Source organism: Vannielia sp. SX4 (genome assembly GCF_052828525.1).
This window is the reverse complement of sequence record NZ_CM128247.1, coordinates 1029449-1048927: the sequence shown is the minus strand read 5'-3', so window position 1 is coordinate 1048927 and position 19479 is coordinate 1029449. Positions and strand designations below refer to the sequence as shown.

At 63.4% G+C, this 19479-nt stretch carries 19 protein-coding genes; 8 read left to right on the top strand and 11 right to left on the bottom strand.

The window, feature by feature from the left end:
• Positions 1-10: 10 nt before the first annotated feature.
• From ACUXVX_RS05185 to ACUXVX_RS05175, 3 genes are all read right to left on the bottom strand, one after another.
• Entirely contained in the window at positions 11-586 is a 576-nt protein-coding gene (locus ACUXVX_RS05185) for a TRAP transporter small permease (protein WP_446310669.1), read from the bottom strand.
• A gap of 75 nt (positions 587-661) precedes the next feature.
• Complete coding sequence (locus ACUXVX_RS05180) at positions 662-1657, bottom strand: TRAP transporter substrate-binding protein (protein WP_446310668.1); 996 nt, start codon at positions 1655-1657, stop codon at positions 662-664.
• A 176-nt stretch (positions 1658-1833) separates the two neighbouring features.
• Positions 1834-2523, bottom strand: coding sequence for a GntR family transcriptional regulator (locus ACUXVX_RS05175; protein WP_446310667.1), 690 nt, complete (start codon positions 2521-2523; stop codon positions 1834-1836).
• Between the two features lie 164 nt (positions 2524-2687).
• Between ACUXVX_RS05175 and ACUXVX_RS05170 the strand changes: the two genes are divergently transcribed.
• Positions 2688-3902 (top strand): CaiB/BaiF CoA transferase family protein, encoded by a 1215-nt coding sequence (locus tag ACUXVX_RS05170; RefSeq protein ID WP_446310666.1) that lies wholly within the window; start codon positions 2688-2690, stop codon positions 3900-3902.
• Entirely contained in the window at positions 3899-4675 is a 777-nt protein-coding gene (locus ACUXVX_RS05165) for an enoyl-CoA hydratase (protein WP_446310665.1), read from the top strand. Before ACUXVX_RS05170 ends, ACUXVX_RS05165 begins: the two co-directional genes overlap by 4 nt.
• Here the strand turns inward: ACUXVX_RS05165 and ACUXVX_RS05160 are convergent.
• The 6 genes from ACUXVX_RS05160 to ACUXVX_RS05135 form a co-directional block, all read right to left on the bottom strand.
• Entirely contained in the window at positions 4672-5403 is a 732-nt protein-coding gene (locus ACUXVX_RS05160; RefSeq protein ID WP_446310664.1) for a GntR family transcriptional regulator, read from the bottom strand. The two genes, ACUXVX_RS05165 and ACUXVX_RS05160, sit on opposite strands and share 4 nt — an antisense overlap.
• 57 nt (positions 5404-5460) lie before the next feature.
• Positions 5461-6969, bottom strand: a complete 1509-nt coding sequence (locus tag ACUXVX_RS05155; protein ID WP_446310663.1) for a tripartite tricarboxylate transporter permease — start codon at positions 6967-6969, stop codon at positions 5461-5463.
• A gap of 10 nt (positions 6970-6979) precedes the next feature.
• Positions 6980-7444: a tripartite tricarboxylate transporter TctB family protein gene (locus tag ACUXVX_RS05150; protein WP_446310662.1), complete on the bottom strand. Its 465-nt coding sequence runs from the start codon at positions 7442-7444 to the stop codon at positions 6980-6982.
• Between the two features lie 89 nt (positions 7445-7533).
• Positions 7534-8499 (bottom strand): Bug family tripartite tricarboxylate transporter substrate binding protein, encoded by a 966-nt coding sequence (locus ACUXVX_RS05145; protein WP_446310661.1) that lies wholly within the window; start codon positions 8497-8499, stop codon positions 7534-7536.
• 158 nt (positions 8500-8657) lie between these two features.
• Positions 8658-9788: a fumarylacetoacetate hydrolase family protein gene (locus ACUXVX_RS05140; protein WP_446310660.1), complete on the bottom strand. Its 1131-nt coding sequence runs from the start codon at positions 9786-9788 to the stop codon at positions 8658-8660.
• The gene (locus ACUXVX_RS05135; protein WP_446310659.1) at positions 9785-11224 is read right to left on the bottom strand and encodes an FAD-binding oxidoreductase; all 1440 of its coding nucleotides are present in this window, start codon (positions 11222-11224) and stop codon (positions 9785-9787) included. The genes ACUXVX_RS05140 and ACUXVX_RS05135 overlap by 4 nt, the downstream gene beginning before the upstream one ends.
• Positions 11225-11372: 148 nt before the next feature.
• Between ACUXVX_RS05135 and ACUXVX_RS05130 the strand changes: the two genes are divergently transcribed.
• Positions 11373-12107, top strand: a complete 735-nt coding sequence (locus tag ACUXVX_RS05130) for a FadR/GntR family transcriptional regulator (RefSeq protein WP_446310658.1) — start codon at positions 11373-11375, stop codon at positions 12105-12107.
• Positions 12108-12233: 126 nt separating this feature from the next.
• On the opposite strand, the gene ACUXVX_RS05125 is transcribed toward ACUXVX_RS05130, so the two are convergent.
• Entirely contained in the window at positions 12234-13124 is an 891-nt protein-coding gene (locus tag ACUXVX_RS05125; protein WP_446310657.1) for a LysR family transcriptional regulator, read from the bottom strand.
• Positions 13125-13215: 91 nt separating this feature from the next.
• On the opposite strand from ACUXVX_RS05125, the gene ACUXVX_RS05120 reads away from it, so the two are divergent.
• On the top strand, positions 13216-14397 hold the full coding sequence (locus tag ACUXVX_RS05120) for an MFS transporter (protein WP_446310656.1): 1182 nt from the start codon (positions 13216-13218) through the stop codon (positions 14395-14397).
• Positions 14398-14627: 230 nt separating this feature from the next.
• On the opposite strand, the gene ACUXVX_RS05115 is transcribed toward ACUXVX_RS05120, so the two are convergent.
• On the bottom strand, positions 14628-15302 hold the full coding sequence (locus tag ACUXVX_RS05115; protein ID WP_222495662.1) for a GntR family transcriptional regulator: 675 nt from the start codon (positions 15300-15302) through the stop codon (positions 14628-14630).
• A gap of 101 nt (positions 15303-15403) precedes the next feature.
• On the opposite strand from ACUXVX_RS05115, the gene ACUXVX_RS05110 reads away from it, so the two are divergent.
• From ACUXVX_RS05110 to ACUXVX_RS05095, 4 genes are all read left to right on the top strand, one after another.
• Positions 15404-16486: a 4-hydroxythreonine-4-phosphate dehydrogenase PdxA gene (locus ACUXVX_RS05110; RefSeq protein WP_446310655.1), complete on the top strand. Its 1083-nt coding sequence runs from the start codon at positions 15404-15406 to the stop codon at positions 16484-16486.
• Between the two features lie 62 nt (positions 16487-16548).
• Positions 16549-17532 carry a TRAP transporter substrate-binding protein gene (locus tag ACUXVX_RS05105; RefSeq protein WP_446310654.1) on the top strand — a complete coding sequence of 328 codons (984 nt, stop codon included), beginning with the start codon at positions 16549-16551 and terminating at the stop codon, positions 17530-17532.
• Between the two features lie 97 nt (positions 17533-17629).
• Positions 17630-18196, top strand: a complete 567-nt coding sequence (locus ACUXVX_RS05100; RefSeq protein ID WP_222470581.1) for a TRAP transporter small permease — start codon at positions 17630-17632, stop codon at positions 18194-18196.
• Entirely contained in the window at positions 18193-19479 is a 1287-nt protein-coding gene (locus ACUXVX_RS05095; RefSeq protein WP_446310653.1) for a TRAP transporter large permease, read from the top strand. The genes ACUXVX_RS05100 and ACUXVX_RS05095 overlap by 4 nt, the downstream gene beginning before the upstream one ends.

Here is a 19479-nt window from a genome sequence, read left to right as displayed (position 1 = left end):
GAAAAGAGGCTCACAGCGAGAGCTCCTCGGTGGGTTGCTCGGCGGCGAATGTCACGTACATCGGCAGCCCCATGAGCGCTTTCCAAGCCAGCAGGGCAAACTCCAGCGCGGCGCAGAAGAAGCCGACCGCCGTGGCCGAAAAGAAGATGTAGTAGGGGATGCCGAGTGTGGGCGTCGCGTTATTCAGATTTTTCAGCGTCGCGGTCAGCACCGACCAAGAGGCGAAGGTGAAGGCGGCGAGGCCCAGTAGTGCGATCATCACCCGCAGAGCGCGCTGCACCCATTCGGGGAAAACGTGCTGGACTTCCTCCATTCGGACGCTCGCTCCCGAGGAGACGGTATAGGGAATGGTCAACATCACGACACTGATGAGCATGAAGCGCGAGAGCTCGTCAGCCCCGATCAGCGGGATGCTGAAAAACTGCCGCATGATGACCTGTGCCATTGGCGTTGCGATCATGACGGCTAGGATCACGAGCCCCGCCAACCGCAGGATCTTGCGCACCGGGTTCAGGATGCGGTCGGCCAGAAGGGCGTTGGTCGGGAGCGCGGCGGCTTCCGCGCCGGCTTCGGGATCATGCGACACAGGGCATGCCTCTCCGTCGAACTTGGGTTTGAAACTTTGGGGGAGGGAGAGCGGGCTCCCCCTCCCCGCTGGGGATCACTCGATCGCTGCGATCTGTTCGATGTAGGGCGCCCAGGTCGGGAAATCCTCGTTCACTTGTGCAACCACGCCGGCACGGAACTCGTCGAGTTTGAGTCCGTCTTCGGCTGTGATGAAGGTCATGCCCTTTTCGGTCAGCTCACCCACCAGATCCTGCTCGGCCTGCTGAGCCGTCGCGAGAGTTTCATAGGCCAGCTCATCGAGCGCATCCAAAACCTTCTCCCGGTTCTCTTCGGAGATCGACTGCCATGCATCCTCGTTGATGAAGACGGGCAGCACGTTCTGCATGTGGCCGGTCAGCATGACATGGCTCTGCACTTCGTAGAGCTTGTTGGCATTGATCATGGTGAGCGGGTTCTCCTGCCCCACGACCATGCCGGTCATAAGGGCAGTTGGCAGCTCACTCACCTCGACTGGCGTCGGGATGGCTCCGAAGCCCTTGATCATCGTCGTCCAGAGCTGGAGCGGCACGCCGCGGAACGGCTGCCCCTCAAGATCGGCGGGCGAGTAGACCGGCATCTTGGCGGTCATCTGGCGGGCGCCGCGGAACAGGCGGCCGATGACACGCATGTTGCCGTTCTCGATCAGCTGTTCGTTGAATGCCTGAAGCACCGGCGAAGTGCGCGGATCGGTGGCCTTCAACGCGTGCTCGCCGTCGCGGTAGATGAACGGGGCGTTGAACACGGCGATATCTTCAACCAGCTGCGCCAGCGAGGCGAACTCGTGGTGTGCCATAGTAATCGAGCCGGAACGGACGCCGTCGATGGTTTCCTGCACGCCGCCGAGTTGCGAGTTGGGGAACACGGTGACGGTGACATCGCCACCGGTGGCCTCGGGAATGCGGGTCGCCGTTTCGGCGGCGAACCAGTGCTGGATGTCACCTTCGGAACCGACGTGAGCGTAACGCAGACTTTGTGCGCCAGCGGTGGACGCGGCGAATGCAGCCGTGACGGCGAGCGCCGCAGACGCCAGCCGGATGGAACTGAGCTTCATGGTATTCCTCCCAATAGATTGTCTGGCCGAGCCAGGGAGACGCCTCCCGTGGTCGCCTCTGATGCGCATTCTTGTATGCAAGATTTTTGATCGTCAATAGGCGAAGCGAAAGAAATCTGGCTTGCTTGGAGAAGTAACGCCTTCAGTGCAGGTAACTCAGCCCGCCAAACAGACCTTCATTCCTGCGCCATCTGCTCCCGCGCATGGCGCTGAGAAAAGGACAGGCCGTTCATGAAGTGCTCGCGCGTCATCTGCGCCAGCTTGGCCCCATCGCGCGCGCCAAGCGCCGCCAGCATCCGGGAGTGTTCAGACACCGCGGCAAGCCAACGCTTGCGGTCAAGGTTGGCAACGGCACGCGCCCGCTCCACGCGCGGCACCAGCACCTCCCAGCTCGCCAGCAGCACCGGATTGCGGGCAAACTCCACGACACGACGATGGATCAAGTGGTTGATCGCCAGGTACTCGCTGCGGTCGCCGTGCTCATAAGCCTCGAGCATCTTGCTATGTAAATCAACGACTTCAGCGAATTCGTCTTGTGTCATCAAGTTGCAGGCAATCTCGCCCGCCGTGGCTTCGAGCGCGGCGACGACCACGTAGATATGCTCCAGATCCTCAGCGCTCAACTTGGCGACGACCGGGGATTTGTTAGGGGAGAGTTCGATGAGCCCTTCGGCCGCCAGCCCCTTCACCGCCTCGCGGAACGGTGTGCGTGACACACCGAAGAGCTGGCAATAGTGCGATTCGCGAAGCCGTTCGCCCGGCGCCAGCTCGCCCGACACGATCATGTCGCGCAGCTTCTGCGTGGTCGCCACATGCAGCGCGCCTTTGCGGCGGTTCGCCTCTGCATTCTCGGGTAGCTTGGCCATGACACCTTTTCCTCCGCACAGGTTGAACCGACCTACTGATTTCATGCCGCCACGGCAATCTTTCCGGCGATAGGAATACCGCAGCGGTTGACCTCAGACAAATCTTGCATACAAGAATGCCAAGTTGAAGCGACATGTGATGGCAGGGAGGCAGCACGCGCAAGATGACCACCTCAAGACAAGACCAGACCGGAAGCACCCCCCTTCCGCTCGCGGGGCTTCGAATCATCGACCTGACGCAGGTCATGGCCGGGCCTTTCTGCTGCATGATGCTGGGAGACATGGGCGCCGACGTCATCAAGATCGAGCCGCCCAAGGGGGACCAGACCCGCGCCTCGATGGGCTTTCGAATGAAGGGCACCGACAGCCCGGGCTTTCTGGCGCTGAACCGCAACAAGCGCTCAGTCACGCTCGACCTGAAGACGGAGGGTGGCAGGAAGATGCTGCTCGAACTGGTCAAGACCGCCGATGTGGTGGTGGAGAATTATCGCCCCGGCGTGACCAAGCGTCTGGGAATTGACTATGACACGCTCTCCGCCCTGAACCCCAAGCTGGTCTATGCCAGCATCTCCGGCTTCGGGCAGACCGGGCCTTGGTCTCAACGACCGGGGTTTGACCTGATCGCGCAGGCCATGTCGGGTGTGATGAGCGCGATGGGCCATCCTGATACCGGGCCGGTGAAGTCTGGCGTGTCGGTTGGCGACCTGGGTGCTGGATTGTTCTGCCTTTATGGCATTCTCAGCGCTGTCATCGGCCGCGGAGCCACTGGCAAGGGGCAGTATGTGGATGCTTCTCTGTTTGAGGCGGCCTTGTCGCTCTCGATCTGGGAGACCACCGAGTTCTGGGCCACGGGGCAATCCCCCAAGCCGCTAGGCACCGCCAACCGGATGAGCGCGCCCTACCAAGCGTTCACCGCGAGCGACGGGATGTTTGTGGTGGGCGCCGCCAATCAGAAGCTCTGGGACCTGTTCTGCGAAGTGATCGAACGGCCCGACATCCACGAAGACCCACGCTTCGTGACCAACAAGGACCGCGTGGCCAACCGCCATGCATTGGTTGATACGCTCGCCCCTGTCTTCATCGAACGGACGGCCACGGACTGGGTCGACGCTTTTCTCGAAAGAGGCGTGCCTGCCGGGCCCATCAACGATTTCGGCCAGGTCTTCGAAGCGGATCACACGAAGGCACGGGAGATGATCATGAAGATCGAGCACCCGACCGAAGGTGAGATGAACGCGCTCGGCTTTCCGGTAAAGCTGCGCGGCACGCCGCAGCAGGTCCGCTATGCACCGCCGCTTCTGGGCCAGCACACCGACGAGCTTGCGGACGAACTCGGGTTCGATGCCGCCAAGCTGCGCGCGGAAGGAGCTTTCGGATGAGCGCGGGAGAAGTTCGGCTGGAGTTGGAAGGCCCGGTTGCCCGCATCTGGTTTGACCGGCCCGAGGCGATGAATGCCATGACATGGAAGATGTATGGCGAGTTCGAGGAGATCAGCCAGAAGCTGGCGGACACCGAAGGGCTGAGCGCTGTCGTGCTGCGGGGCGTCGGCGGGCGGGCCTTTGTGGCCGGGTCCGACATTGCGCAGTTTGCCGAGTTTGAGAGTGGCGAAGACGGCATTGCCTACGAGCGCAAGATGGATCGCATCCTCGACACCTTCGCCGCTATCCCTGCCCCGACCCTTGCGGTGATCGACGGGCTGGCGATTGGGGGTGGGCTCAACATTGCAGGAGGCTGCGACCTTAGGATCGCAACAGCGGGCGCTCGTTTTGGTGTGCCGATCGCCCGGACGCTGGGCAACTGCCTGTCGATCCGAAACTATGCCCGCATGTCGGGCGCATTGGGCGATGCCATCGCAAAGCGCATGTTGCTACTGGCGGAGTTGCTGACCGCCGAGGAGCTTGCCGGCACCGGCTTTTTGGCGCGGATCGTGACGGAAGGTGAGATCGACGAGGCGGCAGAAAAGCTCGTGGCGAAGCTCTGCTCCGGCGCGCCGCTCTCGATGGCGGCCAGCAAGGCGGCGCTTGGCCGCCTGACGCAGGGGAGCCTGCCCGATATCGACGACCTCATCTCCTCTTGCTACGGCAGCAAGGATTTTCGGGAGGGCATCCGGGCCTTCGGAGAGAAGCGCAAACCTGACTGGACCGGCAGCTAGCTCTCGGCGGTTTCTTCTGCGTCGGGGCCAACTTCGCCCCGACGCAACCGGTCGAAGGCCTTGAGCACGTGGTCCTCAAGGACTGTAGCAAGGCGCGCACTATCTCGCGCCTCCAGCGCCTCCATGATGACCTCATGGTCGCGGATCGCATCTCCCCAGCGGTTGGTCTTGAGGTTCAACTCGTAACGCACGCGGTAGAGCCGCGCGTTCACCATGCGGTAATGTTCTTCAAGTACCGAATTGCCGGCGCTGCGCACCAGCGTGAGGTGAATTTTCTGGTTCAGATGGAAGTAGGTGATCCGGTCACTGCGCCAATAAGCGGCGATCATCTCGTGGTGAAGGGCCTGCAACTCGCGCAGCGTCGCATCCGTGATGTTTTTGCAGGCCAGGCGGCTGGCAAATGCCTCAAGACCGCCCAGCAGTTGGAGCAACTCGCGCACTTCGTCGTCGTCCAGCACTGCGACGGTGGCGCCGCGCCGGGGATTGAGCACGAGAAGCCCTTCATTGGCGAGAATCTTTAGCGCCTCGCGAAGCGGGGTGCGGGAGACCTGTAGCTCCTCGGCCAGCGCGCGTTCGCGCACCGGGCTTCCGGGCGCGAAACGGTTGGTGATGATCATCTCCCGGAGCTTGGCCGCCACCACGGCGGCCTTGTGCTCCTCGGTGGCTGCCGGTTGCGCCGCGGTCATGGTCCCGGTTTCCGCGGCTTCACTCGTCCCGTTCTCTTCCATCCTGTCGCGGCACCCCCTGAGGCCTGCGCCCCCGCGCAGGGAGCCGACCGGCCAATCTTACGTTCTGGCGGTGCGAACTCTGACCCGGCTCGCCACCGCACCGGCGACGCCCATCACAACCAGGGCGCAGATCACCGAAATTAGCGTTACGCTAATCGGGCTTGAAAGAAAAATCCACGGATCGCCGTTTGAGATATCGAACGAACGGCGGATGCTGCTTTCGAGCCTCGGGGTGAGCACGAATGCGAGCACAAGGGGTGCGATGGGGTATTCGGCAACCTTGAGGTAATAGGCGGCGATGCCAACGGTCAGCATGAGCCAGACATCGAACATGCTGCCGTTAACGCTATAGGCCCCGAACACGCAGACAGTGGCGATGACCGGGATCAGCACCGAGATCGGAATGCGCAGGATCTGCATCAGGAAGGGGATGATTAGCATCGCAGCGATCACTGCCATGACTGTGCCAATATACATCGACGAGATCAGCCCCCAGACAAAATCCGGCCGGGTGGTAAAGAGCAGTGGGCCCGGTTGAAGGCCCCACATCATCAGGCCACCGAGAAGCACTGCCGACGTGCCCGAGCCCGGAATGCCGAGCGACAGGAGCGGCGCGAAGGAGCCGGCGGCGGCACCGTTATTGCCCGCCTCCGAAGCCGCCACGCCCTCGACTACGCCCTTGCCCATCTGGTCGCCGTTCCGGCCAATCTTGCGCTGGAAGACGTAGGAGAGGAAAGCGCCGGTTGTGGCCCCTGCCCCCGGCAGGATGCCGACAAAGGTGCCGATCAGGCCGGAGCGCAGGCTTAGCGGTACGAGACGCGCCACCTGCTTACGGCCCGGGATCGACTCCCGCAGCGGGATCTGCTCGGGCCCCTCACCCGGCTTCGGGCGATCTGTCATCATCTCAAGCAGTTGGCTGAAGCCGAACATGCCTATGACAAGTGGAATGAAGGACACCCCGTTGAGCAGGTGCATGGAGCCACCGGTAAAGCGCGCGTGCCCGAAGGTAGAGCCGATACCCACGACCGCCAGCAGGATGCCCAGCATTGTGGCGATCAGCCCCTTGGCCACGTTGTCGCCTAGCATCCAGCCGATCGAGCAGAGGGCCAGCAGGATGAGTGCTGCAGTTTCGGGCGGGCCGAACATCAGCCCGATCTCGGCGAGCAGCGGCCCCATGAAAGAGAGCGCGATGATCCCCACCGTGCCGCCGATGAAGGAGGCGAGATTGGCCGCGAAGAGCGCCTGCCCGCCCTCGCCGCGCTTGGCCATCGGGTAGCCATCCAGCGCGGTCATCACAGCCGGCGCGTCACCCGGAATGTTCAACAGGATGGCGCTGTAGGCGCCGCCGAACATGCACCCGTAGTAGAGCGCCGCCAGCAGGATGACGGCGGTGGTCGGGTCCATCCCGAAGGTAAGTGGCAGCAGGAGCGCGATACCGGTCACCGAGCCGAGCCCCGGAATGGCGCCTACGATGATGCCCAAGGCAGCCCCAATAAGGGCCGCACTCAGGTTTCCGAGCGACAGGGAGGTGGCGAAGCCGTTCTGTAGTGCAATCAGCGTGTCCATGTCGGGAACCTCAGAGGAGTTTTTCGAGAAGGCTCGGCGGGAATTGCACCCGCAGCCACACGTCGAAGATCAGCGTGGTCAGGAGCGCCGTTGCTGCGGCGACCAGCAGCGAGCGCAGCCATGGCGCGCCCTCGACCAGCTTCAGCCATCCCAGCACGAACAGCGCCATGGCGGGGATCATTCCTACGAGCGGGATGCAAAGGATTGCGGCGAGCATGGCGATGATCGGCGCGTGGTTTCTGAGCTGGACCCGGCCCTTGATCTGGCCGGGGCGCATCAGCTCGAAGGCGGCAAGCAGCATTGTACCCGCGCCGAATACGGCCGGGAAGAAGCCGGCACCGGGGCCACGGTCCATCCAGAAGCCGTACTTGAACACACCGAACCCGAAGAATAGGGCCCCGAAGCAGAGGCAGGCGAGAGCCACGGCGGACGCGAAGAGAGGCCGCGGTGCGCGCGGTTCGTCGGAAATCGACACGATCTGTCTCCTGGAAAATGGTCAGCGCCCGTTGCGACGACGGGCGGTTTGTTGGCGGGCGGCAATGGTTGTGCCGCCCGACTCAGGGATCAGTTGACGAAGCCCACGGCCTCGAGGAGACGCTGATACTTCTCCGCCTCTCGGGCGTAGAACTCAGCGCTGTCGGCAGCCCCGATGAAGCGCCCGATCAAGCCCTTGTCGGCAATGTATTCTTGCTGCCAGGTCTCGGTTTCATAGGCCTCTTTCAAGGCGTTCTCCCAATAGGCGACGGCTTCTGCAGGCATGTTGGGCGGGCCGACGTAGCCACGGAACAGGCTGATGGACACATCTGCATAGCCCATCTCACCGAAGGTTTCGGTGGATTCAAATGGCGCGGCGAGGCGCTCTTCGGAGAAGGCGCCGAGGGGATGCGCTCGACCGGCCTCGACCTGCTGTCCGATTTCGCTGGGATTGAAGATGGCAGCATCGACGTGACCGCCGAGAAGCGCCGACAGAACATCACCGCCGCCGTCGAAGGGCACGTATTGCAGCTCGGCATCGACGCTGTCGTTCAGCATGGTGAAGACGAGATGATCCTCGCTGCCGCGCGACACGCCGCCGATGGTGACGCTGTTGGGCTCCTTAGCGGCTGCCTCGACGAGCGCCGCGAAATCGGCGTAGTCGTCTGCGCTGCGAGTTACGAGCAGCAGAGTGTCGAGGGTCAGGGTACCGAGTGGCGTGAGGTGCTCGAGCTTGACAGCCGCGTTGTTTGAGATGGAGCTCATCATCTGGCCGGACACATAGGTCTGGATTGTGTTTGGGTCGCCATCTTTGCTGAAGGTGTAGGTGTTACCCACAGCGCCGGAGCCGCCGGACTTGTTCAGTACAACGACGTTGGCATCCACGATGTCATGCTTCCGCCAGGCTTCGACAAGCAAGCGGGCGTTCACATCGCTCCCGCCACCGGCGCTGTAGGGCACCACGAATTCAACGGTGCCCTCAGGCTCCCACGCGTGCGCCTGAGTGCCCATCATCAGTGCGACGGATGCCGCGAAGAGCGTTTTGAAGTGTTTCAAGCTTTCCTCCCTTGCTTGAGACCGAACAGGGGCTCTGTCGGTTTTGCATACCATATTTTTGCAGCAACGATCAGGTCAATCTAAATAAACACAATACTTTCAGATCTTTAGATTTTAGTTGCAGATTATGGCATTCCAAAATGACGTGACACACTAACCTAGAGGAGCGCGCGCCGCGCGAGGTTACGCATCAGGTGGCTCGGCCCGAACGTCCAAGGTGGGCACTCGGTGGAAAGGTTCACTGTGTTGCGCAAGACGCCGAGCCTCTCCGACCGAATCTCAACAACATCTCCGAGCTTGTGAGTGAAACCCTGCCCCGGCGCGTCACGGTCCTCAGTTGGGGCAAAGAGTGTCCCCAAAAACAGCACGAAACCGTCGGGGTACTGGTGATGCGGCCCCACCGTTTGGCGCACCAGATCGAGAGGGTCGCGGCTGATGAGGGTCATGTCGGAGCGGCCCTCAAGGATGAAGCCATCGGTTCCGGTCACCCTCAGTCCCACCTCGGCCTTACGTACGTCTTCTATCCCGAAAGCGCCATCAAACAGCCGCAGCATCGGGCCGATCGCGCAGGAGCAGTTGTTATCCTTTGCCTTCGAAAGCAGCAGGGCCGAGCGGCCCTCCACGTCGCGCAGGTTCACGTCGTTGCCCAAGGTCGCACCCACTACGCGCCCGGTGGAGGCGACGGCGAGAACCACCTCGGGCTCAGGGTTGTTCCAGCGTGACACCGGGTGCAGGCCGATCTCGGCCAGATGCCCGACCGAAGAGAGCACCTGGGCCTTGGAGAAGACTTCGGCATCCGGCCCGATACCTACTTCGAGGTATTGGCTCCAGAGTCCCTCGGCGATCAGGGCTTCCTTGATCCGGACCGCTTCGGCGGAGCCGGGCGCGATGTTGCGCAAGGAGTTTCCGATTGTCTCACCCACGCGGCGCCGGATGGCCTCGGCGCGGCTCGGGTCGCCTGCGGCCTTCTCTTCGATGACGCGCTCTACCATCGAGCCCGCGAACGTGACGCCACAGGCTTTCACTGCCTGAAGGTCTATGGGTGCAAGTGGTCGCCAGGCCGAGCTTTCGGCAAAGATCTGATCCAGCGCCCCGATGTCAGTGCCAGATGCACCGCTGACATACTCCGCAGGGTCTTCCATTTCACAGATGTCGCGCACGGTGGGCGCGGTGCAAGAAGTGATATCAAGAACCCTGCCCTCACGAGCAGTTACTACGGATGGGCCGGAAACCTCTGGGTTCCAGACACGGCCAAGCCAGCAGCCATCGCCTTCGAGTTCAAATGTCATGCGTGCTCTCCTTCATCATCTCGCCGCACCGGAAAGAGGCAGCCCGGGTTAAGCCGGCCTTCCGGATCGAGCAGCGCTTTTACAGCTTCGGCCAACCGCAGCACCTCGGGCGCGCGATCCGCGTAGAGCGCGGAAAGGCGCTCGCGTCCGATGCCGTGTTCGGCGCTAAGCGACCCGTCAAAACTGCGGACGACCTCGTACATGCGCGTTCGCGCCTTGCCGACAGCCGTGGTGAAGGCGGCCTGCCCTGTTCCCTCGGGAGGCAAGACGTTGAAATGCACGTTGCCGTCGCCCATGTGGCCGTAAGCCAGCGAGATCCAGCCGGGTAGTTCGCGCTCCACAACCAGTTCCAGCGCCTTTACCAGCTGGGCCACGCGCGACAGCGGCACCGAGAAATCCGTTCGCATGTGGCGACCCTGCGCCGCCTGCGCCTCGACCATCGCCTCGCGGAGCAACCACAACTCCTGCCGCTGGCTATCGCTTGTGGCAACCACGCCGTCCAGCACCCGGCCGTCACCCATTGCCTCTTCCAGCAGGCCCATGAGGAGCCCATCAAGGTCGATCGGCCCGGACGCCGCGATCTCCAACAGGACGTAATAGGGGTGCCGGGTTTCAAGGGGGTCGCGCAGGCCCTCAACATGCTCGGTGGCCAAGTCGATGGCGGCACCGGGCATGAACTCGAAGGCGGAGAGCAAGTCAGAGCAATGGGCCCGCGCATCGCAGGCGAAAGCGACGATCTCGGGAAGGCCCTCGAAAGCGAGAAGCGCGGTCTGGCGCCGGGTATTGCGCGGGGAGAGGCGCAGGCTGGCGGCTGTCACCACGCCGAGCGTGCCCTCTGTTCCGATGAAGAGCTGATGCAGCGCGAGGCCCCGGTTGTCCTTGGCGAGGGAAGAGAGCGTGTCGACCACCGTGCCGTCGGCCAACACCACCTCGAGGCCGAGCACGAGGTTGCGGGTCATGCCGTAGCGCAGCACGTTCAGCCCGCCCGCGTTTGCCGCGATTGCCCCACCGATCTGCGCCGTGCCTTGCGCGCCGAAGGCGAGCGGGAACAGGCGGCCCACTTCCTCAGCCGCGCTGCGCGCTTCCTCCACGGTCAGGCCGGCCTCGACCTGCATAACCATGTCTGTCGGCTCGATGCTGCGGATCGCCCGCATCTGGCCGAGGTTCAGCAAGATATCGCGCCCGCCAGTCGCGCTGGTGCCCGCAACGAGGCCGGTGTTGCCGCCTTGGGGGACCACGGCCAACCCATGCGCGTTGGCAAAACGGATCACGGCGGAGACCTCGGCCGTTGATGCTGGGCGCACCACACAGAGCGGGTCTGCAAGGTTGTCACCCGACCAATCGCGTGTGTAGCTCGCCGTATCCGCCGGTTCGACCAGCACGTGGCGGTCGCCCACCAGCTCCGCCAATCCGGCCACGATTCCACGCTTATCCATAGGGCTCCTCCGCAGTTCACCGGAGGCGCTGATATCAGCTTTGCCCTATTTGTCCAACAATCATATTATCGGAAAACAGTATCCTGCCCGTGGGCGGGTCTGCTATCCCTCCCCAAACGCCCCGCCGGGCGGACCAAGAGCGCAGGACGTGGAAGAGTTGAGCACCAAGTTTGCCGTAGAACGCCCCACCGGGCTGCCGGACCGCATTGCGGACAAGCTCATGGAGCAGATCGCATCAGGCGCACTGGCGGAGGGGCAGGTATTGCCCACGGAGACTGAGCTTGCCCGGAGTTTCGGTGTCAGCCGGAATGTGGTGCGCGAGGCCATCGCAAGGCTCCGATATGAAGGCATCCTTGATAGCCGGCAGGGACGCGGCGCGGTGGTGTGCCCGCAAAACGAGCGCCTGACCTTTCGGATCGACGGCAACGGGCTGGGCGACAGCGAAAACCTCGGTGAGCTTTTCGAACTGCGTGGGGTGCTGGAAATCGAGATCGCCGGGATCGCCGCGATGCGCCGGACCGACGCCGACCTTGCCGAACTGCACTCGGCACTCTCTGACCTCGCCGAAACACCGTTTTTCGATGAGGCCAAGCTCGAGGCCGATGCGCGCTTTCACCGGGCCCTCGCGAGTGCGACCGGCAACACCTATCTGATGGGACTTTCCACCTACATATCCTTCCGGCTGAAAGGAACGACGCGCGACACTGCGGCGGTTTACACCTCCGACGATTTGGCCAAGCGCACGCTCGACGAACATCGCAGCATTCTCGGCTATGTCGAAGCACAGGACCCATCCGGCGCGCAGGATGCCATGCGGCATCACATTCGCAGTGCCGCTGAACGCCTTGGCGTTACTCTGCGAGGTGGTGGGCTTGGGCAGTAGCCGGACCAGAACCAGGTTTGGCGCAGACAGCGGTCGCGAGGCCAAGAGTGTCTGGGGAAAAACGCACCCCCACCGTCGGAGCCTTTCCCAAGTGCATCAGGGCGCTGCCCCCTAGATGAACGTCCGTCACAGCAGGCCGCCGACCCAGTCGAGGAATACGGCGAGGCGGCGTAGGCCAGCGGTTGGGGTGAGGTAAAGGGCGGTGATGTCGAGGGGTTCGGCCTCCAGCTCCTCTGGGAACAGCTCGACGAGACGCCCCTTCGCGAGGTCTTCGGCGACCATGAAGTCCGAAAAGCGGGCGATCCCGAGGCCGCCCAGCACCAGGCGCCGAGCCGCCTCGCCATTGCCCGCGACAACCGAGGTGGGGAGGGACAGTGGCCCGGTGACTCCCTTGAACCGCAAGCTGTTGATGTGGTCGGGCGCCGCAAAGCGCACTTGCTCGAGCTTAGTCAGATCCTGCGGGGACGACGGCCAGCCTGTGCGGTCGAGATACTCCGGCGCTGCCACCAGTTTCCACGGGGTGCGGCCCAGCTTGCGATGCAGCATGTCACTGTCTGGAAGCGGGCCGAAGCGGATCGCAACATCGGCATGGGACCCGATCAGGTCCACGAGGCTGTCGGTCATGTCGAGCGTCAACTGAACCTCGGGATAGGCCGCGTGAAACTCAGAAAGCCGCGGGGCGATGGCGTGCAGCACAAAGGGCACCGGCGCGTTGGCCCGCAGCGGCCCACGCGGGCGACGACTGCTGGCGGCAAGGTCGCTCAGCGCCTCGGTGCGGGCAAGGATTCCGCGCGCCGCATCCAGAAGATCGCGGCCCTCGGGGGTCAGCTCGATCGACCGGGTGGTGCGGCGCAGCAGGGTCAGACCAAGCAGGCCTTCCAGCCGCGTCACCGTGCGGCTGAGGGTCGACGGTGCCATGCCGAGGCGCCGCCCCGCTTCGGCAAAGCCGCCATCCTCGACCACGGCCACGAAGGCGGCGAGATCGCGGGTTTGGGGTAATTCGTGCGTGCGGCGCAAAAGTCCATTCCGAAACTGCTCATTCACGCAAAGGCTAAGACCTGCCATCTGCGCTGTCGACCCCAAACGCCCAACCGCAGGAGACCGGGCCATGCCACTTGCTTTGTGGGCGCTGACCATCAGCGCCTTTGCCGTCGGAACCACCGAATTCGTGATCGTCGGCCTCATCCCCACCATTGCCACCGACCTTGGCGTTTCGTTGCCAAGTGCAGGGCTGCTTGTCAGTCTCTATGCGCTTGGCGTGACCATCGGCGCGCCAGTGTTGACCGCGCTTGCCGGACGGATGCCGCGCAAAACGCTGCTGCTGGCGCTTCTGACGCTATTCATTGCCGGCAACGCCTTTGCGGCTTTTGCGCCGGGCTACGGCAGCCTGATCGCCGCACGCTTTGCTACGGGCCTCGCCCATGGCGTCTTTTTTGCCATCGCATCGACCATCGCAACCGATCTGGTTGACCGGGAGAAGGAGAACTCGGCCATTGCCACGGTTTTCCTTGGCCTCACGGTCGCGCTTGTGACCGGCGTGCCCCTTGGTACATGGATCGGACAGACCTTTGGCTGGCAGTCGACCTTCCTCGGCGTGGTGGCCCTTGGGCTCATCGGCCTTATCGCCAGCGCGTTGCTGGTGCCCGGAAATCTCAGCCGCCCTGCACCAGCCAGCCTGAGCGCCCAGGCCCGCGTGCTGAACTCGCCACGGCTTCTGCTGGTCTACTTGATCACGGCGGTGGGCTACGGCGGCAACTTCATTGCCTTCACCTACTTGGCCCCGATGCTGACGGATGTGACCGGCCTGTCTGCCGGATCGGTTGGCCTTGTCATCCTGCTGTACGGAGCCTCCGTGGCGGCAGGCAACATTCTGGGCGGCAGACTGGCCGACCGGACCGGGCCCATCCCCGCACTGACGCTGATCTTCACCGGCCTTGCAGTGCTTCTGGCGGTGCTCGGGCTGGCGATAAGCTCTCCTGTCTGGGCGATTGCGGTGGTCGCGCTTTGGGGTGGCTTCGCCTTTGCCAACGTGCCGCCATTGCAGGCCTACACGGTCGTTACGGCACGTCAGGTTGCGCCTGAAGCGGTGGCGGTGGCCTCGGGGCTGAATATCGGTGCCTTCAACCTTGGCATCGCGCTCGGCTCGTGGGGCGGCGGCCATGTGGTTGAGGAAATGGGCCTTGCCGCCACGCCTTTCGTGGGGGCCGCCGTTGTTGCCTTCGGCATCCTGCTGACCCGTCTGGCAGCTCGCCTCGACGCGCCGAAAACCGACCCTGTTCCGGCAGAGTAATCGCTAACACCGGGGGCCAAGGCTCCCGGACACAACCTCAAGGAAACGCATACCATGACCATCCGAAACATCGGCCCCGCCGGCATTCCGAACCTCGGCCTCGGACGTGCCGCGCGATCGCATGTTTCTCGTCATTAAGTTCCTGCCACGAGATTTTGCCGCCACAGACTTCCGCGCGGCCACCGAGGCCTCGCTGGCCGCGCTTGGGATCGATCACATCAACCTGCGACTCAAACGCTGTTCTTCACGCGGTCCCAGGTGTTCATCAGGTGGCCGGCCATGATGTCGCCGAGGGCGGGGCCGTCGCGGCGGGAGAGGCATTCGGCCATTTTCTCGTGTTCGTCCACGGCGGCGGCCCAGTATTCCGGTTTGCGATTGCCCATGAAGCGGATGCGTTTCAGCCGAGCCTGAATGTTGCGCTGCATTTCCTGCAGGGTTTCGTTGCCCGACAGCTCGGAGAGCATGGTGTGAAAATCCTGGTTGAGCTTGTAGTAGGCCAGCCGCTCGCGCTTTTCATAGAGCGCCAGCATCTCGCGGTGGAGGCTCAGGAGGGCCTCGATCTCTTCGTCGCTGGCGCGCTCGCAGGTGAGGTTGCCGGCGAGCTTTTCGAGGTGAGCGAGCACTTCGAGCATGGAAAACACGTCCTGCGCGGTCAGCTTGCGCACCACAGCGCCGCGTGAGGGACGGATGATCACAAGCCCTTCGGCGGCCAGGGTGCGCAGAGCCTCGCGGAAGGGCGTGCGCGACACTTCGAGCTGCTCGATCAGGCGGGTTTCGTCAATTCGACTGCCCGGTTCGAGATAGCCCTCGATGATCAGATCTCGAATGCCGTCGGCCACCTGATCGTGAAGGGTCCGCTTTCGGATCGCGACGGGGCCGCCCGTCGTGACACCACCATTATCCATTCCACTGTGCTCCCGGCTTACGTCGTCTCGGCAACTATAGAACCTCTTGCCAACTGCGGCGAGGCCATGCAGTGTATTTCGTATACAAAATGAGGAAATACATGAATCACCAACAGCGAGTGGCCTTCGCCATAGGCGATGCAGGGGGAATCAGCCCGGAGCTGAGCGCCCGCGTGATTGCGGATGCCGAGGCCAACCGCGGCGATATGGTCGTGATCGGGGATGCGCGAGTGCTCGCCATGGGGGCGCGGCACGCCGGCCTTGAGATCGACCTGCCGGTGCTGACGCCGGAGCAGGCGGCCGATGGCCTGCCGGAGGGCACGGTTCTGGTGGACATGGCCAATTGCGACCCGGAAACGCTGAAGCTTGGGGAATCCTGCCGCGAAACCGGGGCCGCCTCGTTGCAGAATTTCGCGGCCGCGCTGCGGCTGGCCAATGCCGGACTTGCCGGTTGCGCCTTTTTCACCCCGTTCAACAAGCACGGGATGCGACTGGCGCGGCCCGATTACGTTGACGAGATCGGCTTCATCAATGCCACCATCGACGCCAAGCGGAGCGGGCGCGAGTTCAACGTTTTGGACGAGGTCTGGAACGCGCGGGTCACATCGCACATTCCGCTGCGCGAAGTGGCCGATGTGCTCAACACCGACCGGATCTACGACGCGCTCTGCCTGACGGTGGAAACCATGGAGAACGCCGGGTTCGAACGGCCGCGCATCGGCGTGGCGGCGCTCAACCCACACGCGGGCGACGGGCGCAATTTTGGCACCGAAGACGAGGACATGCTGCTTCCGGCGGTGCAAAGGGCGCAGGCGCGCCAGTTGGCCGTGACCGGGCCGATCCCTTCGGATACCGTCTTCGTGCGGGCGTTGAAGGGCGAATTCGACGCGGTGCTGACCATGTTCCACGATCAGGGCCAGATCGCGATGAAGCTGATCGGCTTCGACCGCGGCGTGACACTGATCGCGGGCTACCCGTTTCCGATCGTCACCCCGGCACATGGCACCGCCTATGACATCGCCGGTCATGGCGTGGCCGATACCGGGGCAACCTTCAACGCCGTTGCGCTCGGGCGCAAGCTGGCCGCGCGCGCCGCGCGGGCCGAAGCACCGGCGGACCTGTCGCCAGAAGAGATGACCGCCCTGTTCAGGGGCCCGGCACTAGAGGACGCGACACAGAGCTGAACACAGGCCCGGAAGGGCCTGACCGGCGGCAGCACCGCCACCAACCAAAGGGAGGAAGACCATTGAAACTCAAGGCCGCAATCTTCGGCGCCGCATCGCTCGCCATGATGGCCGGCACGGCCGTGGCGCAGGAAGAGATCATCTTCGGCATCAGCGCCGCCACCGGCTCGCTTCAGCAACAGAGCGCAAGCGAGTTTGCCCGCCGTGCCAACGAAAAACTGGGCGACACGGCTGTCGTCAAGGTCTTTGACAGCTCGCAGCTGGGCAAGGACAAGGACATGCTCCAGAAGATCAAGCTGGGCACCATGCACCTGACGCTGCCCTCCTCGATCATGCCCGAGATCGCCGCCGAATACGCGATCTTCGACCTGCCGTTCCTCGTGGCCGACCGCGATCATCTCGCCCGGATCGACGAGACCTTCTTCAAGGACGTGCTGGTGCCCGCCGCCGAGTCGCAGGGCTATCGCCCGCTGGCCGTTTGGGAGAACGGCTTTCGCCAGATCACCAACAACGAGCGCCCGATCAACACTCCCGCCGATCTCGAAGGGCTGAAGATCCGCACGCCCAACTCGTCTTGGCGCGTGGCCATGTTCAGCGAATATGGCGCAAACCCGACGCCGATGTCGTTCTCCGAAGTCTTCGTGGCCTTGCAGACAGGCGTGATCGACGGGCAGGAAAACCCGCTGACCAACATCGCGGGCGGCAAGCTGAACGAAGTGCAGAAATACCTGTCGATGTCGGGCCACGTCTACTCGCCCGCCTATCCGACGGTGGGTGTGGCGGCCTTCGAGAAGCTCGACCCGGAAATTCAGCAGGTGCTGACCGAGACCGCGCAGGAAGTTGCGCTCTGGGCGCGCGAACAGGGAGCGGAGCAGGACGGTGCGCTGCTCAAGGAACTTGAAGAGGGCGGCATGGAGGTCAACGTGGCCGACCGTGATGCCTTTGTCGAAGCCTCCGCGCCGCTCTACGAGAAATTCGCCGCAGAGGTCGAAGGCGGCCAGGCGATGATCGATCAGGTCCTGTCGCTCGCGGACGGCGACTCCTGACCTGAACAGACCTGATCCGACCCAGTCGGACCGGGGCGCATCGCAGCCGCGATGCGCCCCACGCTCCTCCCCCTCATTCTCGCAAACGGACCGTGCAATGCTCGACCGCGTCATTCATTGGCTCGACATCCTCCTGCAAGTCTTCACCGTCACGCTGATCGTCATCCTTGCGGTGATCGTGCTGTTGGCGGTCGGCTTTCGTTATTCGGGCAACTCGCTGATCTGGTATGACGAGGTCGCGGTGCTGCTCTTGGCCTGGATCACCTTCAGCGGTGCGGCCCTTGCGGTGTTGCGCGATGCGCACCTCGGGTTCTCGGGGCTCATGTTCGGCCTGCCGCTGCCGGGCCGCATGGCGCTGTTCTGGCTGGTGGAGGCGATCTTCTTCGCCATCTTCGCCATCGTCCTGTGGGCCGGGTGGACCATCCTCGGCATCTTCGGCAACGAAACCATGACCACCCTGCGCTTTGTGCCGCGCAGCGTTGTGCAGGGCATCCTGCCGGTGAGTGCGGCGCTGATCCTGCTAGGCCGGGGGCTGACGGTGCCCAAGCGCTTGGCCCTTGTCCGCTCGGGCGTTGACCCGGAAACCCGCGAGATCCAGCACGAGATTGCCCGCGCCGAGGCTGAGCTTGCCCGCACCCGCGCCGCTACGGAGACAGACAGATGACCGAAGCTCTTATCCTTCTGTCGATGTTCCTGATGATCGGCTTTGGCGTGCCCATCGCCGTGGCGATCCTCGGCAGCGCCCTGATGGGGGTGTTCATCCTCAACGGCCACCTTGGCTTTCTGAACGCGGCGCTCTCGCTCTATGACGGTGCGACCAGCTTTCCGCTGATTGCCATTCCGCTCTTCATCCTCGCCGGGGCACTGATGAACACCGGCGGCATCTCGACCCGGCTGATCGCCTTTGTCTCGGCGCTGATCGGCTTCGTGCGCGGCGGGTTGGCGATGGTCAACGTGGGGGTGTCGCTGTTCTTTGCCGAAATCTCCGGCTCCGCCGTGGCGGACGTGGCGGCCACCGGCTCGGTGCTGATCCCAGCGATGAAGAAGAAGTGCTACACCCCGCGGTTCGCCGCGGCGCTGACCTCCTCCACCGCCTCGCTGGCGATCATCATTCCGCCCTCGATCCCGATGATCCTATATGGCGCCCTGTCGGACACCTCGATCGTCAAGCTCTTCGTCGCGGGCATCGTGCCCGGCCTGCTTGGCGCGGCGCTGCTGATGGGGCTCAGCTACTACTTTGCCGTGCGCTACGACCTTCCGCGCGAGGAGAGCTTCAGCCTCTGCCGCCTGTGGCAGGCGACCAAGGACGCGATCTGGGCGCTGATCCTGCCGGTCATCATCCTCGGCGGTATCTTCGGCGGCATCGTCACCGCAACCGAGGGCGCGGGGCTGGCCGTGCTGGCGGCGCTCTTGATCGGCGGGTTCATCTACCGCGAGCTGAGCTTTCGCAAGCTCTACGATGCGCTGGTCGACGGGGTGAACCAGACCTCTGTGGTGATGCTGCTCGTTGCTTCCTCGGCGGTGCTGGGCCTTTACCTGACCGAAACCGAGCTGCCGCAGCGGCTGGCACAGGGCATCACCGGGATCACCACCAATCCGCTGGCGGTGCTGATGATCATCAACGTCTTTCTGCTCTTCGTGGGCATGGTGCTACATGGCGCGGCGGCGATCATCCTGACGGTGCCGATCTTCATGCCGCTGGTGAATCAACTGGGGATCGACCCGATCCAGTTCGGCATCCTGCTGACGCTGAACATCGCGCTTGGCCAGCAGACGCCGCCGGTGGCCAGCGTGCTTGTGACCGCCTGCTCGATTGCCAAGACAGATGTGTGGAGCACGACTCGGACCAACCTGCCGTTCATCGGCGTGCTGGTGCTGGTGTTGCTTCTGGTCACCTACGTGCCTGCCGTGTCACTCTCGCTGGTGAACGCATTGTATGGGCCGTGA

Bases quoted from the DNA above. Each gene is read 5' to 3' on its own strand.
- ACUXVX_RS05180 (WP_446310668.1), bottom strand. From the start codon at position 1,657: ATGAAGCTCAGTTCCATCCGGCTGGCGTCTGCGGCGCTCGCCGTCACG.
- ACUXVX_RS05140 (WP_446310660.1), bottom strand. From the start codon at position 9,788: ATGACATTTGAACTCGAAGGCGATGGCTGCTGGCTTGGCCGTGTCTGG.
- ACUXVX_RS05160 (WP_446310664.1), bottom strand. From the start codon at position 5,403: ATGGAAGAGAACGGGACGAGTGAAGCCGCGGAAACCGGGACCATGACC.
- ACUXVX_RS05135 (WP_446310659.1), bottom strand. From the start codon at position 11,224: ATGGATAAGCGTGGAATCGTGGCCGGATTGGCGGAGCTGGTGGGCGAC.
- ACUXVX_RS05175 (WP_446310667.1), bottom strand. From the start codon at position 2,523: ATGGCCAAGCTACCCGAGAATGCAGAGGCGAACCGCCGCAAAGGCGCG.
- ACUXVX_RS05095 (WP_446310653.1), top strand. From the start codon at position 18,193: ATGACCGAAGCTCTTATCCTTCTGTCGATGTTCCTGATGATCGGCTTT.
- ACUXVX_RS05165 (WP_446310665.1), top strand. From the start codon at position 3,899: ATGAGCGCGGGAGAAGTTCGGCTGGAGTTGGAAGGCCCGGTTGCCCGC.
- ACUXVX_RS05100 (WP_222470581.1), top strand. From the start codon at position 17,630: ATGCTCGACCGCGTCATTCATTGGCTCGACATCCTCCTGCAAGTCTTC.
- ACUXVX_RS05120 (WP_446310656.1), top strand. From the start codon at position 13,216: ATGCCACTTGCTTTGTGGGCGCTGACCATCAGCGCCTTTGCCGTCGGA.
- ACUXVX_RS05170 (WP_446310666.1), top strand. From the start codon at position 2,688: ATGACCACCTCAAGACAAGACCAGACCGGAAGCACCCCCCTTCCGCTC.
- ACUXVX_RS05115 (WP_222495662.1), bottom strand. From the start codon at position 15,302: ATGGATAATGGTGGTGTCACGACGGGCGGCCCCGTCGCGATCCGAAAG.
- ACUXVX_RS05110 (WP_446310655.1), top strand. From the start codon at position 15,404: ATGAATCACCAACAGCGAGTGGCCTTCGCCATAGGCGATGCAGGGGGA.
- ACUXVX_RS05155 (WP_446310663.1), bottom strand. From the start codon at position 6,969: ATGGACACGCTGATTGCACTACAGAACGGCTTCGCCACCTCCCTGTCG.